At 70.7% G+C, this 15,788-nt stretch carries 13 protein-coding genes and 1 pseudogene; 6 read left to right on the plus strand and 8 right to left on the minus strand.

Features of this window, described 5'->3' with window-relative positions; translation table 11 throughout:
- Positions 1 to 8: 8 nt before the first annotated feature.
- From EOW66_RS15965 to EOW66_RS15995, 7 genes are all read right to left on the minus strand, one after another.
- Positions 9 to 527 carry a flavin reductase family protein gene (locus EOW66_RS15965; protein WP_128157287.1) on the minus strand — a complete coding sequence of 173 codons (519 nt, stop codon included), beginning with the start codon at positions 525 to 527 and terminating at the stop codon, positions 9 to 11.
- Positions 524 to 1,630, minus strand: a complete 1,107-nt coding sequence (locus tag EOW66_RS15970) for an AbrB family transcriptional regulator (protein WP_128157288.1) — start codon at positions 1,628 to 1,630, stop codon at positions 524 to 526. Before EOW66_RS15970 ends, EOW66_RS15965 begins: the two co-directional genes overlap by 4 nt.
- Positions 1,627 to 2,922: an amidase gene (locus EOW66_RS15975; protein ID WP_128157289.1), complete on the minus strand. Its 1,296-nt coding sequence runs from the start codon at positions 2,920 to 2,922 to the stop codon at positions 1,627 to 1,629. Before EOW66_RS15975 ends, EOW66_RS15970 begins: the two co-directional genes overlap by 4 nt.
- A complete protein-coding gene (locus EOW66_RS15980; RefSeq protein ID WP_206363720.1) occupies positions 2,919 to 4,379 on the minus strand; it encodes an amidase in 1,461 nt (486 codons plus the stop codon). The genes EOW66_RS15975 and EOW66_RS15980 overlap by 4 nt, the downstream gene beginning before the upstream one ends.
- Positions 4,363 to 4,764, minus strand: a complete 402-nt coding sequence (locus EOW66_RS15985; RefSeq protein ID WP_128157290.1) for a nuclear transport factor 2 family protein — start codon at positions 4,762 to 4,764, stop codon at positions 4,363 to 4,365. Before EOW66_RS15985 ends, EOW66_RS15980 begins: the two co-directional genes overlap by 17 nt.
- 56 nt (positions 4,765 to 4,820) lie before the next feature.
- A complete protein-coding gene (locus EOW66_RS15990; RefSeq protein ID WP_128157291.1) occupies positions 4,821 to 6,314 on the minus strand; it encodes a 4-hydroxyphenylacetate 3-hydroxylase N-terminal domain-containing protein in 1,494 nt (497 codons plus the stop codon).
- Positions 6,315 to 6,820: 506 nt separating this feature from the next.
- Positions 6,821 to 7,309, minus strand: coding sequence for a hypothetical protein (locus EOW66_RS15995; protein WP_128157292.1), 489 nt, complete (start codon positions 7,307 to 7,309; stop codon positions 6,821 to 6,823).
- A 116-nt stretch (positions 7,310 to 7,425) separates the two neighbouring features.
- Here EOW66_RS15995 and EOW66_RS16000 point away from each other — a divergent pair, with 116 nt between their 5' ends.
- Genes EOW66_RS16000 through EOW66_RS16015 form a run of 4 tightly spaced genes read left to right on the plus strand, consistent with a single transcriptional unit; the run spans position 7,426 to position 12,111 of the window.
- Entirely contained in the window at positions 7,426 to 8,460 is a 1,035-nt protein-coding gene (locus tag EOW66_RS16000; protein ID WP_128157293.1) for a putative B6 ABC transporter substrate-binding protein, read from the plus strand.
- Between the two features lie 48 nt (positions 8,461 to 8,508).
- Positions 8,509 to 10,095 (plus strand): putative B6 ABC transporter ATP-binding protein, encoded by a 1,587-nt coding sequence (locus EOW66_RS16005; RefSeq protein ID WP_206363721.1) that lies wholly within the window; start codon positions 8,509 to 8,511, stop codon positions 10,093 to 10,095.
- Entirely contained in the window at positions 10,092 to 11,177 is a 1,086-nt protein-coding gene (locus tag EOW66_RS16010) for a putative B6 ABC transporter permease subunit 2 (RefSeq protein ID WP_128157294.1), read from the plus strand. The genes EOW66_RS16005 and EOW66_RS16010 overlap by 4 nt, the downstream gene beginning before the upstream one ends.
- A 1-nt stretch (position 11,178) precedes the next feature.
- Positions 11,179 to 12,111, plus strand: coding sequence for a putative B6 ABC transporter permease subunit 1 (locus EOW66_RS16015; protein ID WP_128157295.1), 933 nt, complete (start codon positions 11,179 to 11,181; stop codon positions 12,109 to 12,111).
- Positions 12,112 to 12,383: 272 nt separating this feature from the next.
- Here the strand turns inward: EOW66_RS16015 and EOW66_RS20710 are convergent.
- Positions 12,384 to 12,642: pseudogene (locus EOW66_RS20710) on the minus strand (transposase); the annotation flags it as partial.
- Positions 12,643 to 13,083: 441 nt separating this feature from the next.
- Here EOW66_RS20710 and EOW66_RS16025 point away from each other — a divergent pair.
- Both EOW66_RS16025 and EOW66_RS16030 read left to right on the plus strand, forming a co-directional pair.
- Complete coding sequence (locus EOW66_RS16025) at positions 13,084 to 14,589, plus strand: 2Fe-2S iron-sulfur cluster-binding protein (protein WP_128157296.1); 1,506 nt, start codon at positions 13,084 to 13,086, stop codon at positions 14,587 to 14,589.
- A complete protein-coding gene (locus EOW66_RS16030; protein ID WP_128157297.1) occupies positions 14,586 to 15,749 on the plus strand; it encodes an NAD(P)/FAD-dependent oxidoreductase in 1,164 nt (387 codons plus the stop codon). The genes EOW66_RS16025 and EOW66_RS16030 overlap by 4 nt, the downstream gene beginning before the upstream one ends.
- Positions 15,750 to 15,788: the final 39 nt, after the last annotated feature.

Here is a 15,788-nt window from a genome sequence, read left to right on the forward strand (position 1 = left end):
CCTGTCGGTTAGCGGCGGGCGCCGAGGCGGTGGAAGCCGCGGTTGAAATGCAGAAGCGGGGCGCGGTCGGGATCGATCGCCACCTCCTCGACCTGCCCGATGAAGATGGAATGGCTGCCGGCGACATGGCAGGCCGCCACGGTGCACGAGATCGCCGCCTGCGCATAAGCATAGGCGGGCGCGCCCGAGGCGGTCTCGACCCATTCGAAGCCCTCGAACTGGTCGGCGCCGGTCTTGCCGGTCATGCCGGCGAAGCTGGCCGCGACATCGGTCGCGTCCTCGCACAGCACGTTGACGCAGAAATGCCCCGCGCGGGTGATCGCCTCATGCGCGGCGCCGCCGCGGTTGATGCAGACGAGCACCGTGGGCGGCTCCATCGTGACCGAGGTGAAGGCGGTGGCGGTGATGCCGCGCCGCGCGGTGCCGCGCCCGGCGGTGATCACCGTCACGCTGCTCGCCACATGGCGCATCGCGGCTTTCAGCCCCTCGGTGACATCGGGGCGCGGATAGAGCATCGGCATGGTCATGGTCTTCTCCGGTTGGGGCGGGGGGCATGCCGGCGCCAGATCGGAAGCTGCACGAGGCGCTCGACGAGGACGGGGCCGAACAGCACCACCGCGAACATGCGCACGGTCTGGAAGGCCAGAACGGCGGCGACATTCGCCTTGGTGGCGATGGCGACAAGGGCGACGGTCTCGATCGAGCCGGGCGCGGTGGCGAGCAGCGCGGTCTTCAGGTCAAGCCCGGTGATGGTCATCAACAGCAGTCCGAAGCCCGCGCTGACGAGGATCAGCAGCGCCGTGGCGCCAAGCACCGCGGGCAGCAGGCGCAGCACATGGCCGAGCACGCCGCGGGTGAACTTGAGCCCGACCTCGAGCCCGATCACCCCGAAGGTGGCAAGGATCACCGGCTGCGGCAGGGCGAGGTGCATCCAGCCGCCGGCCTCGATCACCGCGGCGACGATCATCGGGATCAGCATGCCGGCGGCGGGCAGGGCGCGCAGCCGCACCGCGACGAGGGCGCTCGCCGCGATCGCCATCGCGACGTAGGGCGAGAGCGGGCTGACCGGGCGGGCGGCGCGGGCGGCGATCTCGACCGAGGGCAGCACGCTTGCCAGCAGCGCGACCGAGACGATCACCGCGGCGAGCCGCACATATTGCATCAGCGCGACGATCCGGGCATCGGCGCCGCGCTCGGTGGCAATCACCACCATCGCGCCCGACATCCCCGGCAGGCTGCCATAGACGGCGACGTCCTCGTCAATGCCGGTCAGCCGGTTCATGCCCCAGCCGATGGCAAAGGCGGCCATCAGGGTCAGCGCCGTCATCAACAGCAACAGCGGCCAGTCGTGCGCCATGTCGACGAGGATCGCCGGGGTCATCGAGGAGGCGATGAACACCCCCGCGGCGCCCTGCGCCAGCAGATAGGCCGGGCGCGGCACCCGCAGCGGACTGCCCGAGGCGCCGAACAGGATGCCCGCGACCAGCGCCCCCAGAAGCGGCGCGGCGGGAAAGCGGATCAGCGCGAGCAGCGCGGCAAGCACTCCGGCCGTCGCCAGCAGCGCCAGCCATTGCAGTGCCCCGCGCCGGCGCACGGTGCGGCGCGCCCCGGGGTGGAAGGGGGCGGTCATCGGATCCCCTTCGGCGCGTCGAGGCAGGCCTCGATCCAGGCGGCGGCGGCAAGGGTGCGGGCGTCCTCGCCCTTGCGGCCGATCACCTGCACGCCGACCGGCAGGCCGTCCGACAGGAGCGCGGGCAGGCTGAGCGCGGGCATCTGCAGCAGCGTCCAGGGGGTGTTGAAGAGCGGCGCGCCGGTCGAGCCGAGGCCCGCGGGCGCGGGGCCGGGCGCGGCCGGGGCAAGCAGCACGTCCACCCCCTCGATCGCCGCGGCCAGCGCCGCGCGCTGCGCCGGCAGCGCGGCGCGGGCGGCGTCATAGGCGGGGGCGTCGATCTGCGCCTTCTCGGTCAGGAAGGCGCGGGTGACCGGAGTCAGTTCGTCCCACAGCGGCCCGCGTTCATGGGCGAGCGCACGCGTCACCTCCCAGCCCATCACCGCGGCATGAAGCGCATGGGTGGCGGCGAAATCGGCGGGCACCGCGATCTCGGTCACCTGCCCGCCCGCCGCCTCGATCCGGGCGCGGGCGTGCTCGAGCGCGGCGAGCGTGCCGGGCTCGGCGGCGTCGAAGGGCGGGGTGCGGAACAGCCCGACGCGCGGCGCACTCTGCGGCCGCTCGCGCAGCGCAAGCCCGGGCCGGCCGGCCAGCACCGAGGCGATCAGCGCGGCATCGCGCACCGAACGGGTGACGAGGCCGAGCGTGTCGAGCGAGTGCGCCAGCACCTTGATCTCGGCCGCTTCCAGCAGGCCGAGGGTCGGCTTGTAGCCGACCACGCCGCAATAGGAGGCGGGGCGGATCACCGAGCCCGCGGTCTGCGTGCCAAAGCCCATCAGCGCCATCCCCGCCGCCACCGCGGCGCAGGAGCCCGAGGACGAGCCGCCGGGCGTATGCGCCGGGTTCCAGGGGTTGCGGGTCTTGCCCGGGCTCGCCATGGCGAATTCGGTCGAGACCGTCTTGCCGAGGATCAGCGCGCCCGCGGCCTTGGCCTGCACCACGCAGGGCGCATCCCAGGCGGGGCGGAAGCCGGCATAGGCGGCGCTGCCATAGCCCGTCGGCATGTCACAGGTGTCGATCACGTCCTTGACCCCGACCGGCAGCGCGGCCAAGGGCCCCGCCGTGCCCGCGGCATCGCGCCGGTCGGCGGCGTCGCGCACCAGCTGCGGGTCGTGGAAGGCCCAGGCCTCGACCTCGGGCTCGCGCGTGGCGATGCGCTCGAGATAGGCCTCGGCCACGGCGCGGTGGCTGAGCCGGCCGGCGCAGACCTCGGCGATCAGGTCGGTGGCGTCGAGCGCGAGGATATCGGTCATTTCAGGAACTCCGAAAGGTCGGGGCGCAGGCCGGCCCAGGGGGCGGCGCGCTCGATCTGGCCGGCAAGCGCGAACAGCAGGTTCTCGCCGCCAAGCGCCGCGCCGAACTGCACGCCGATCGGCAGCCCCTCGCGCGACAGGCCGAAGGGCACCGACATCGCCGGGAAGCCCGAGGCGTTGAAGGCGCAGGTGAAGGGGCTGTGCGCCCAGAACCGGTCATAGAAGGCGTCGAGGCCGGGGGTGGTGCTCGCCATCTCGCCGATCTTCGGCGCAAGCTCGGCGGTTGCGGGCGACAGCAGCAGGTCGAAGCGGGCGAAGAAGCGGCCCAGATCGCGGGCGGTCTGGTGCAGCCGGTTGACCGCGGCGAGATAGTCCATGCCGCTCAGCGCGAGACCGCGGCGCACCCATTCGGCGTTGACGGGTTCGAGCTCGGCCACCGGGTCGGCAAGGCCAAGGGCGCGGCCGCGGGCCAGCACGGCGGCGGCGGCATTCACCCCGGGGATCACCTGCCAGGCGGTCTTGAGCGCGTGGGCGTCATAGCCCGCGCTGTCGACCAGCTCGACGTGGTGGCCGAGATCCTCCATCAGCCGCGCGGCTGCCTCGGTCCGGGCACGGATCTGCGGATCGACCGCGGTGCCCAGCGGCGAGTCGAGCGTCAGCCCGATCCGCAGCGGCCGCGGGTCGGTGCCCGCCGAGGCAAGGAAGCTGCCCTCGCGCGGCGGCTGACCATAGGGGTCGCCGAGGTCGGCGCCCGCCGTCACGTCGAGCAGCGCCGCGCTGTCGCGCACCGAGCGGGTGATCGCATGCGGCGTCGACATGCCGGCGATGCCCTCGACCGCGACCGGACCCAGAGGGTTGCGCATCCGGCTGGGTTTGAAGCCGAAGAGGCCGCAATGCGCCGCCGGCAGCCGGGTCGAGCCCGCCCCGTCCGAGCTGTTGGCGCAGGGCACGATCCCCGCCGCCACCGCCGCGGCCGAGCCGCCCGACGAGCCGCCCGGCCCGTGCGCCGGGTTCCAGGGGTTGCGGGTGGGGCCGAAGGCGCGCGGCTCGGTGGCGAAGCTCAGCGCGAATTCGGGGGTGTTCGACTTGCCCAGCAGCAAAAGCCCCGCGGCGCGGTAGCGCGCGACAAGGGTGCAATCAGCGGTGTCGGTATTGCCGCGAAAGAGCTGCGAGCCGGTCGACATCTCCATCCCGCGCACGGCGATGCCGGTGTTCTTGACGAGGAAGGGCACGCCGGTGAAGGGGCCCTCGGGCAGGCCCGCCGCGAGATCGGCGGCGGCCAGGTCGAAATGCGCATGCACGATGGTGTTCAGCGCGGGTTCCAGCGCGGCGATGCGGGCAAGCGCGGTGTCGAGCACCTCGCGCGCGCTGACCTCGCGCGCCCGGATCAGCGCGGCGAGCGCCATGCCGTCGAGGTCGGGGTATTCACTCAGCATCGCGTCACCCGATCTGGGCAAGGAAGACGTCCTTGTCCCAGTAATCCTGTGAAATCCGGATCGCGCCGTCGCGGATCAGCAGCAGGTGCATCCCCTCGATCACCACCGTGCGCGGGGCGGGGCAGGGGGTCTCGGGGCGCGGGCGGGGAGTGAAGGTGCCGGTCATCCGATAGCGCACGGCGCGCCAGTCGGCCGAACGGATCGGCGCCTCGGGCCGCCAGGCGACATCGGGCAGCATCCGGAAGAAGCCGGCGAGCCCCTCGGCCAGCGCCGCGTGCCCGCTGCGGCTTTGGCCCATGGCGATCTCGTCATGGCGGCCGTCGGGGGCGTAAAGCGCGGCGGCGGCGGCCGCGTCATGGGCGTTGTAGGCGGCATAGAGCGCCGCCACGAGGGGATCTTCGGTCATCTCGGGGTCTTTTCGTCTGGAAGGGGGGCCGCCGCGGCGCGGCGACCCGGAGAGCGTTACCAGTCCATGCCGGCGATGGTCTTCACCTGGTCGACAAAGGCCTCGCGCTTGACCTCTTCGAAGAGGCGCGCGCGCAGCCGCGGCGCGGGCGAGGAGTTGACGTTCTCGAACAGCGCCACGCGGCCGGCAAGCGCGCCCGAGGTCATGTCCCAGATGAAGTTCATCAGCAGTTCCTTCTGCATCGCGGTCACGCCGTGGCCGGGCAGCAGGTCGTTCAGGTAATGGCCGACCTCGGGGTTCTCGAAGGCGTCCTTGCCGAAGCGCATCACCAGGCCCTGGCCGCACAGCTCCTGCAGGATGTGGATGATCTTCGGATAGTTCTCGATCGAGTAGAGCCGGCCCGCGGTCAGCATCGAGACATCGGGCGTCATCACCCCGGCCGCGGTCGGCTTCGCCAGCGCCTCGGCGGCGACGACGAAAGCGCGCAGGGTCTGGGCATATTCGATCAGCTCGCCCAGCATCAGCTGCACCGCCGGGATCTTGCCGGTGCCGAGCACGTCGAGCACCATCTGCCCGGCGCCGACGAAGAGCTCGGCCTTGACCGCAAGACGGGTCAGCACATGCCAATGCGCGAAGACGCAGACCGGCCCGTACCACGACATCCCGGCCGGATCGCCGAGGTTGAAGATCTTCTGCTTCGGCACGAAGACGTTGTCGAAGATGATGAACTGGTCGGCCTCTTCGCCGAGCGAGGCGACAGGGTGGTCGAAGCGGTTCGCCCCGGGCTGCGACACCATCTCGCGCGAGATCATCTTGATGCCGTCGGTGTTGATCGGCACCGCGCCCCAGACGCAGGCCTCGGGCGGGGTGGTGGTCAGGCCGCCGAGGTTGGTGAAGAAGATGTCATTCGCCTGCGCCGCGATCGAGCCCACGGTCTTCGCGCCCGAAACGAAGATGCCCTCGGGCGTCGCCTTCGTCACCCGCAGGAAGGCCATCTCGGCCGCCTTCGGATTCGAGCGGTCGGTCTGCGGTCCGGCCAGGCTTTCCGAGGCGGTCAGGTTCTGCGACCGGCCAAATTCCATGTAGGCTTCGATGTTCTCGACGAAATCGGGGTCACAGCCCTCGATCATCGATTTCTTGTCCTTGAAGGCCTCGCGATGCGCCATCAGCCCGGCGACGATAGCGGGCGACAGATCCGGCGGCCGGCCGAAGGTGCCCGCGGTCTTCAGGCTGGTGTATTCGATCATCTTGCGCCGCGCGGCCAGTTCCTCGGGCGAATGCGGCACCTGCCAGGCGCGGCTGACGAGCTCGCCGCTCGCCGGTTCGACATAGGTCGTGGCCTCGGCGAATTCGGGTTTGAACTGGTCATCGAACATCGAGGCGATCAGCTCGACGCCGGCGGCCAGCGCCGGTTCGTCGGTGACCTTGTCGAGCTTGCGCCCGCCGATCCAGATCTGCCGGCCGTCATCGAGCGTCGCCTTGAACTCGGCGCCGGTCTTGAGGCGATGCACGGGCGTGGCGGCCGCTGCCGTCTTGTGTTGCACAGTCATGGGGTCTCCTGAACCTTCCTGTCGGTGGACCGAAGTCCGCTGCGAGCCTTCTGTCCGTGCCGGAAGCCGGTCGAGTCTCGTCATACCGGAAGGCTATGGTCGATGAACCATTCGATGCAACCAAAAAGAATGGTTGAGCAGAAAAAAGGCGGAGAGATGCGACGACCTGGGTGTCGACTCGGTAGAAAACAGGCATCTGCGATTCACTGTTTGCGCAAAAATACAAAGAAACACAAAGAATATCGAGTGTTTGCGCCCAAAAACGCGGCACTCTCCGTTCGGCGCCCCCGGAAGCGGCAACGCAACCATTAAAACGGTTGTGATCTGTTGACGGGCAAAGGTTCGGCGATATGGTCGAACCTGTCGCGGTTGGTTGTGTGCCGGCCGCAAAGCCTTTCATCCCCCCGCGAGGCCGCGGTGCCGCAGCGATGCGGCGCCGGCCGGGCGGGGGCCGCGCGGAGCCGGACGATGCCGACGCTCAGGACGATCTCAGGGGAGGGCGGCGCCTATCGCGGGGTGCAGGCGGTGGTCTGCGCGCCGGCGCTGCAGTCGAGCCGCTGCGCCGTCTCGGCCTGCCCGGCCCGGCGCAGCAGCGGCAGCTCGTACCGGGCCGCCCAGTCGTTGCCCGCCGGCCCGCACCAGACCCGCTCCACCGCCATCTGCTCGCCCTTCGGGTTGAGCAGGGTCACCGCGCCGGTTGTCGGGTCGGACCACAGGGTCAGCGACAGCGTCGCGCCGAAGCCCACCGTGCCGAGCGCCTGCGAATACCAGTGCGCGAGCCCCGCGGTGCAGGCGAGCGCGGTCTCGCCGGTGTTGGTGATCTCGACCGGCACCGCGACCAGCCCCTCGGTGCCGTGCCCGGGCTTTGCCGTGTGCTCGGCCGCCAGCGCGCCAAGCGCGGCGCCCGGGATCTCGTTCGGGGGCACCTCTTCGGCGGGCAGGGGCGTGGCGAGGGCAAGCAGGAAAAGCGCCGGCAGGACACGGCAGGAACGCATGGGGACAGGCATCTGACGGAACCTCATCGGAGCTGGGAGACGGGGCGGTTGCGGGGTTCGCACCGGCCCGGAAACGGAAAACCAAATGTGACGAATGTCAACACAGGGAGTTCAAGATGACGAAAACACCGCTCACGCGCCTTGGCCGTCTGGTCTCGGTCGCGGCTCTTTGCGCCGGGCTCGGGCTGCCCGCGCTGGCCGGAGAGATCTCCTCGATCGCGATCCTGACGCCCGAGGCCGGCACCGATTACGGCTGGAACCAGCAGGGGATCGACGGCGCCAAGGCCGCCGCCGCCGCCGCCGGGATCGAGGCGATCGTGGCCGAGAACCTCGGCTATGGCGACGTCCGCCCGACGCTGCGCGAGCTGGCCGAGGACAAGCCCGGGCTGATCATCGCCCATGCCAGCGGCTACAACACTGCCGCCCCCGAGATCGGCGCCGAGACCGGGGTGAAGGTGGCGATCGTCGACAGCCCCGACGCGCTGAAGGCGAATGCGGTGGCGGATTATACCGCCTCGGGCCACGAGGGCGCCTATCTGGCCGGCGTGCTGGCGGCGAAGATGTCGCGCTCGGGCACCGTGGGCATCGTCACCTCGGGCGAGCCGCCGTCGTGGAACTCGCAGTCGGCGGCCTTCGCCGAGGGGGTGAAGGCGACGAAACCCGATGCGGTGATCCGCTATGCGGTGATCGGGCCGGCGGCCTATTCCGATGCGGCGGGCGGCAAGCGCGTCACCGAATCGCTGATCGCGGCCGGCGCCGACATCATCTTCGGCCAGGGCAACGGCTCGTCCTTCGGCATGCTGCAGGCGGTCGAGACCACGCCCGCGGCGGATGGCGGCAAGGTGCTGTTCATCGACGTGATCGGCGACAAGTCCCCGATCGACAAGGGCTTCCTGCTCAGCTCGGTGCTGTGGAACCTGGAGCCGGTCTATGCGGCGATGATCGCGGATGTGAAGAACGACAGCTTCGGCAGCCACAACTACGGCATCGCGCTGAAGGACGGTTCGGTCGCGCTGCTGAAGACGCCGCAGATCCCCGAGGAGGTCTGGACCCAGGTGATGGCGGTGAAGGACGAGATCGTCTCGGGCAAGATCACCGTGACGCCGCATTTCGACGCGGCGGCGGTGCATGCGCTGGTGACCGGGAACTGATGCCCCAGGGGCGGGCCCGCGCGGCCCGCCCGTCTTTCGGAGATGAGAATGCCAGACGGACAGACCTTCCCGGCCGCGGCGATGCCGGTCGCCGGCCCGCCGCCGATCGTCACGCTGCAGGGCGTGACCAAGCGTTACCCCGGCATCGTGGCGAACGACAGCATCGACATGGAGATCCGCGCCGGCGAGGTGCACGTCCTTCTGGGCGAGAACGGCGCCGGCAAGTCGACGCTGGTCTCGATGCTCTCGGGGCTGCAGCAGCCCGACGCGGGCCGGATCCTGATCGACGGAATCGAGCGGCCGATCGCCTCGCCCGCCGTCGCGCTCGAGATCGGGATCAGCACGGTGTTCCAGCACTCGATGCTGGTGCCGAGCCTGACGCTGGTGGAGAACGCGACGCTCGGCCGGCCGTGGTGGCGCCGGCCCGACCGTGCCGGCACCGCGGCGGCGATGGCGGCGATGGCCGGGCGGATCGGCGTCAGCCTCGATCCCGCGGCGCTGACCAGCACGCTGTCTCTGGGTGAGCGGCAACAGGCCGAGATCGTGCGGGCGCTGATGCGCGGCGCGCGTTTCCTGATCCTTGACGAGGCGACGGCGATGCTGACCCCGCATGACGCGGCGCGGCTTGGCGCGCTGATGCGGCGGCTGGCCTCGGAGGGGGTGGCGGTGGTCTTCATCACCCACAAGCTGAACGAGGCGGTGGAATACGGCGACCGGGTGTCGGTGTTGCGGCTTGGGCGTAAGGTGGGCGGCATCGCCCCGGAACAGCTGCGCTCGATGGGGGCCGAGGCCGCGACCGCCGAGGTGGTGCGGCTGATGTTCGGCACGAGCGACATGGGGGCGGGCGCCGCCGCGCGGCCCGCGCCGCTGCCGGCCGAGGCGCTGCACACGCCGGTGCTCGAGCTGCTCGCGCTCTATGCCGAGGCGGCCGCGGTGCCGCTGTCGAACATCGAGTTCAAGGTGCATCCGGGCGAGATCCTGGGCATCGCCGGCATCGACGGCAACGGGCAGAAGCAGCTCGCCGAGGCGATCGCCGGGCAGGCGCCGGTCTCGGACGGGCGGATCCGGCTGGACGGGGCCTATATCGACCGGCTGTCGATCGGGGCGCGGCGCGATCTCGGGTTGCGCTATGTCACCGACGACCGGCTGGGCGAGGGCACGGTGGGCGGCTTTTCGGTGGCGCTGAACCTGCTGCTGAAGGAGATCGGCGCGCCGCCCTATTGGGAGCATGGCCTCGAGCGACCGGCGGCGATCCGCGCCAATGCCGAGGAGAAGCGGCGCGCCTTCGACATCCGCACCCCCTCGGTCGAGACGCCGGTGGGCAAGCTGTCTGGTGGCAACATCCAGAAGGTGCTGCTGGCGCGCGAGCTGACCGGCACGACCCGCGCGGTGATCTTCAACAAGCCGACCTACGGGCTCGATCTGGCGAATATCGCCGCCACCCGCGCCCGGATCCGCGAGACAGCCGCACGCGGCGCCGCGGTGCTGCTGATCTCGACGGAGCTCGACGAGATCCTTGAACTGAGCCACTGCATCGCGGTGATGGACCAGGGCCGGATTGCCGGCATCGTGCCGAATGACGATGCGGCACGGCGCCGGATCGGCGAATTGATGAGCGGGGTGAGCCGGGAATGAGCGAGACCACAAGTGACATCGGCGACAGCCGTGCGGCGCCTTCGGTCCTGCGCCGCGAGATCTGGGGGGTGCTGGCGATGAGCCTCGGCCCGGTGCTGGCGGCTTTCGTGCTGTCGGGGCTGATCCTGCTGCTGATGCAGGTGAACCCGTTTTCCTATTACGGCTATGTCTTCGGGCGCGGCCTGTTCTCGCCCACCGGCGTGCAGGCGACGCTGACCCGGATGGGGCCGCTCCTGCTGCTGGCGGCAAGCCTGATCGTCGCCTTCCGCGCCGGGATCTGGAACCTTGGCGGCGACGCGCAATTCCTGATGGGGGCGGTCTTTGCCGCGGCCTGGACGCCCCTGATGGTGCCGCATGTGCCGGTCTGGGTGGCGCTGCTGGCGGGGATGGCGGTCTCGGCGGGGTTCGGGGCGCTCTGGGGCCTCGTGCCGGCCTTCCTGCGCGCCTATCAGGGGCTGAACGAGATCATCACCACGCTGATGATGAACTTCCTCGGCCTGTCGCTCGCCTCGGTTCTGGTCAAGCTGGTCTTCCTCGACCCGGCGACGACGGTGCCGCAGACCCGCACCCTGGCCGTCGAGGACCGGCTGCCGACGCTCGGCGCCACCACGATCTCGAGCGGGCTGCTGATCGGGCTCGTCGCGGTGCTGGCGGTGCATTTCGTGATGACCCGCACCGCCTTCGGGCTGCGGCTGCGCGTCGTCGGCGCGAATGCCGGGGCGGCGGTGCATGCGGGGCTGGCGGTGCCGGCGCTGACCGTCGCGGTCTTCGCGATCTCGGCGGGTTTCGCGGGGCTTTCGGGCGGGGTCGCGATCCTTGGGCAATATGGCAACGTGCGGGCGGACTGGAACCCGGCCTATGCGATGTCGGTGGTGCCGCTGGTCTTTCTCGCCCGCTTCAACGGCTTTGCCGCGATCGGCTTCGTGGCGCTGTTCTCGATCCTGTCGATCGGCTCGGAAAGTGCCGCGCGGCGGATGGGGGTGCCGAATTACTTCACCCTGGTCACCGTGGCGATCCTGCTGATCGTGCTGGGCCTTGCGGAATACTGGGGCGCGCGGCAGCGCCAGAAGGCAGGAGCCTGAGATGACGCTTTTCACCGATACCTTCCTGATCGCGCTGCTTGCGGGGGTGGTCGCGGCCGGGGTGCCGCTGCTGCTGGCAGGCTTGGGCGAACAGCTCTCGGAAAAGGCCGGCGTGCTCAACGTCGGCATCGAGGGGATGATGCTCGGCGGCGCCTACCTCGGCTTCTATGTCGCCTGGGCGAGCGGGAGCACCGGGCTCGGCTTCCTCGCCGGCGCCCTTGGCGGCATGATGGTGGCGGCGCTGATGGTGCTGTTCTGCGTGCGGCTCGGCCTGAACCAGATCGTGATCGGCATCGCGCTGACGCTTGGTGCTGAGGGGGCGACGGCGCTGCTGCACCATGTGCAGTTCTCGCGCCTCTATCCGCGCCTGCCCGAGGTCGCGACTTGGCGCATCCCGGGGCTGGCCGAGATCCCGATCGTCGGCCCGGCGCTCTTCGACCGCGAGCCGGTGGTCTATCTCGCGCTCGCGTTGGTGCCGGCTTTCGTCTGGCTCTACCGCCGCACCCATCTGGGCCTGGCGATCCAGGCCGCCGGCGACAAGCCCGCCGCGCTCGATTCCGCGGGGGAAAGCGTGCTGGCGATCCGTGCGCTTTCGGTGCTCGGTTGCGGCGCGCTGGTCGGGCTCGGCGGTGCCTTCATGTCGATCGCGGCGGCGGGGGTCTTCGTGCCCTTCATGACGCATGGCAACGGCTTCATCGGCATCGTGCTGGCGATGCTGGCACGCGGCCGGCCGCTGTGGGTGCTGCTTGGCGCGGCCCTGTTCGGGGCCTGCCTCTCGGCCGCCACGGCGCTGCAGGTCGCGGGCGTCGACATCCCGACCGACGTGGTGCAGATGCTGCCCTTCGCCGCGGTGATGGCGGTGCTGCTGATCGCCGGGCGCAACGCGAAACTCCCTGCGGCGCTTGGCGCCGCCTATGTGCGCGGCGAGCGCTGAGCGCGGCCTTGAGAGAGCGGGAGGCGGCAGCGGCCGCTTCCCGCGCCTGCAGCGCGCCTGTTGCTCCGCGCCGCCGGGAGATCGAGCTGCGGACACTAGGCCCCCTGACCCTGCTGGGGGCAGCACCGGCATCAGGTTTCCGGTTGGGGCTGGTGCGCATCGCGGACGCCAATCGGCTGTGTCCGGAGGGCGCTCTGGGAGCGATGCTCTGCCGATCGCATCCGAGGCCCGATCGAGGCGAGGATGCGCGGCCTCGGCGGCCAGCTCTTCCTCATCCGGGCAAAGCTCCCCTTGCCGCTCCACCACGTCCAGCGGTTGTAACGGGCCAGACGCCCGCGGCGCATCGCGCCACGGCAAGCCATTGCGATTGATGAAGACTATCCCGCTCAGCATACGTCTGTCACCGCCCGGTGGCCTGTCATGGCGTCTGGGGAAGGAGGCGGATCAGAAAACAGTCCGGGGGACTGTTTTCCCGACGAACGGCGCGCGCCGCGCCATCTGCGTGCTGGTCAGCCGGAAAAGATTGCGCATCGGTCAGTCTCCCAGCAGGGGCTGACACATGTCGAAAAACAAGATCAATGGGGGCTGACCGCCAAGAATCATCTGTTACGCCTCTTCTGCCATCCGGCACATCGGGTGGCGGGTGGCGGATGGCGGGTGGCGGGTGGTCGTGGCGCTCGCTTCGCAACGGCCTTGGCGATGCTGGTGCCGGTGCCGGCGCTCCTGTCGTCCCTGCTGGCTTAACCCAATGATCATTGTGGTAACGCATCCCGTGCAGATCCGGGGGCAGGGTCTCGCGCTGCCTGCCGTTTCGATGCCCCTATCCGGTCGCGGAGGAAATCCCGGTGCCGCGGTTGAAAATCGTTGACAGTCGCCGGCATCGACGTCTCACATGAGATAACGATTGTTATCTACGGTTGAGACCGGCCGGGCGGATGGCGGTGCTGGGGACAGCAGGGAAGGCGGGACGGGATGGACGGGACGGCATCGGCGGCGGGCGGTGAGATCGCCTTCAGCTTCAACGGGCGGCGGCTGACGGGGCGGGCGGGGGACACGCTGGCGGCCGCGCTGTGGCGCAACGGCATCCGCCGGGTGGCGACGACGCGCAAGCGGCACCTGCCGCTCGGGCTGCTCGGGGCCTCGGTCTCGGGCAGCCTCGCGCGCGTCGACGGCATCCCGAACGTGCGGCTCGATCAGGTGCCGCTGCGCGCCGGCGCACAGGTCCGCGCACAGAACTGCTGGCCCGGGCCGGGGCTTGATGTGACGCGGGCGCTGTCGCTCGTGCCGGCGCCGTGGCTCTATGGCGGCTTCGAGCATGGCGCGCTGATGCCGCGCTCGCCGCGCGCCTTTCGGCTGGCGGAAAAGGTGATGAGCCATCTGGCCGGCATGGCCGATCCGCCGGCGCCGCGCCCGGGGCAGGCGGTGCCGGGCAGGCGGGTCGAGGTTGACCTGCTTGTCGTCGGCGGCGGCGTCGAGGGGCGGCGCGCGGCGAATGCCGCCGCGGCCGGGGGCGCGCGCGTCGCGCTGGTGACCCGGTCGGCCGCGGCCGGCACGGCGCGCGATCCGGCCCGGGCCGCGGTGCCGCTTGCGCCCCAGGTGCAGGTCTTCGCCGAGACCGAGGTCTTCGGCCTCTACCGCGGCGGCGAGATCGTGGCGGCGGCGCCCCATGATGCCACGCGCGGCGGGCTCGTCTTCGTGCCGGGCCGGGTGGTGCTGGCGACCGGGCGCCGGGCGATGCCGCCGCTGGTGCCCGGCAACCACCTGCCCGGGGTGATCGACGCGCGCGCCGCGCTGCGCCTGGCGCTCGATCATGGCGTTGCGCCGGGGCGCAGGATCGCGGTCTTTGCCGAGGATGCCTGCGCGGCAGCAGAGCTTGCGCGCCGCCTTGCGCCTTCGGGGGCGTGCTGCGTCCACGCCGGCCCGCGCGCCGGGCTGCGCCGCATCCTTGGCCGGAACCGGGTGACGGGCGTCGAGGTGGACGGGCGCCTCCGCTGCGATTGCGTGATCTTTGCGGGCGACGCGCGGCCCGATCCCGGACTGCCGTTTCAGGCCTCGGCCGCCGGCTGCGTGCAGCTGCGCCCGGGCGAGATCCCGGCGCGGGTGGCGCTTGCGGGCAGTTGCGCAGGGCCGGTCGCGCCGCTGGCGCTGCCGGCGGTGCTCGACGATGCGGCCTATGTCTGCGCCTGCATGGATGTGACGGTGGGCGAGCTGCGCCACCACATCGACCGTGGCATCACCGATCTCGAGGTGCTCAAGCGCCTCACCTCCTGCGGCATGGGGCCGTGTCAGGGCTTTCCCTGCTGGGAGACGATGGCCGCGGTTGTCGCGCAGCTCGCGCCGCAGGCCGTGCAGCGCGTGCCAAGGCCCAGCCACCGCGCCCCGCGCCGGGCGCTGACCGTGGCGCAGGCGGCGGGGATGGAGGGGCTGGTCGCCCCCGATGTCCGCCCGGCAAGTGGCCCCGAGGGAGGGTATGAATGATGAAGATGCAAGATGCGGCGCTGCCGTCGCAGGCCTCGGTGGTGATCGTGGGCGGCGGCATCCAAGGGCTGGCCTGCGCCTTCAACCTTGCCCGCAACGGGCGCAAGGGGGTGCTGGTGCTCGATGCGGGCTATTGGCAGGGCGGGGCCTCGGGGCGCAACGGCACGCTGATCCGCGGCGGCTTCGGCTCGCAGGCCTGGATCGAGCTGTTCGAATTCTCGACCCGCTGCTGGCAGGATCTGTCGCGCACGCTCGGCCACAACACCATGTTCTCGCGCCGCGGCTATACCATGGTGGCCGAGACCGAACGCACGGCGGGGGTTCTGAACGACACCATCCGCCTGCACCACCAGTATGGGGTGAAGGCCGAGCTGCTCTCGGGGCAGGGCGTGCGCCGCGTGCTGCCGGCGATCCGGCACGACAAGGTGCTGAACGCGATCCATCTGGCCGATGGCGGTGTCGCGCCGCATCACGCCGGGATGAAGGCCTTCCATGCCGCCTGTCTCGAGGCCGGGGTCGATGTCCGCTATCGCACCCGGGTGACCGGGATCGAGACGCAGAACGGCCGTGCCGCGGCGGTTCTGCTGGGTGACCACCGGATCGCGGCAGAGACGATCGTCGTTGCGGCGGGGGGCTTCAACCTGACGGTGGCCGAGATGGCCGGCGTCACCGTGCCCGGCCATTCGATGCGGATCGAGGCGATGGCGCTCGAGCCGATCCGGCCGCTGATCGGCCCCGGCATCGCGCTGATCGACAGCCTGTGCTACATGCACCAGACCGCGCGCGGCGAGGTGGTGGGCGGCACCGAGGTGCCCGAGCGGCCGCGGATGAGCCTGACGGCCGATTTCCCGGTGCTCGCCCGCACGGCGGGCGTCTATGCCCGGCTTTTCCCGCAACTCGCCGAGCTGCGCATCCTGCGGCACTGGGCGGGGCTCATTCATGCGACGCCCGACTGGGCGCCGCTGATCGGCCCGCATCCGGAGCTGCGCGATCTGTGGTTTTCGGCCGGCTGGTCCTATGGCTGGACCGGCGGGCCCGGCACCGGGGTGCTGCTTGCCCGCTCGATCGCCGAGGGCAAGGTGGAGCGCCGGTTGCAGCCCTTCGCGCTTGACCGTTTCCTGCGCGGTGCACCGCTCACCGACAAGACGATTGTTATGTAATCTTGCGCCTGCGCGGCGGCGGCGGCACGATGTGGCCGG

The sequence above is a fragment of the Paenirhodobacter huangdaonensis genome (assembly GCF_004022465.1).
Taxonomy (GTDB): domain Bacteria; phylum Pseudomonadota; class Alphaproteobacteria; order Rhodobacterales; family Rhodobacteraceae; genus Rhodobacter; species Rhodobacter huangdaonensis.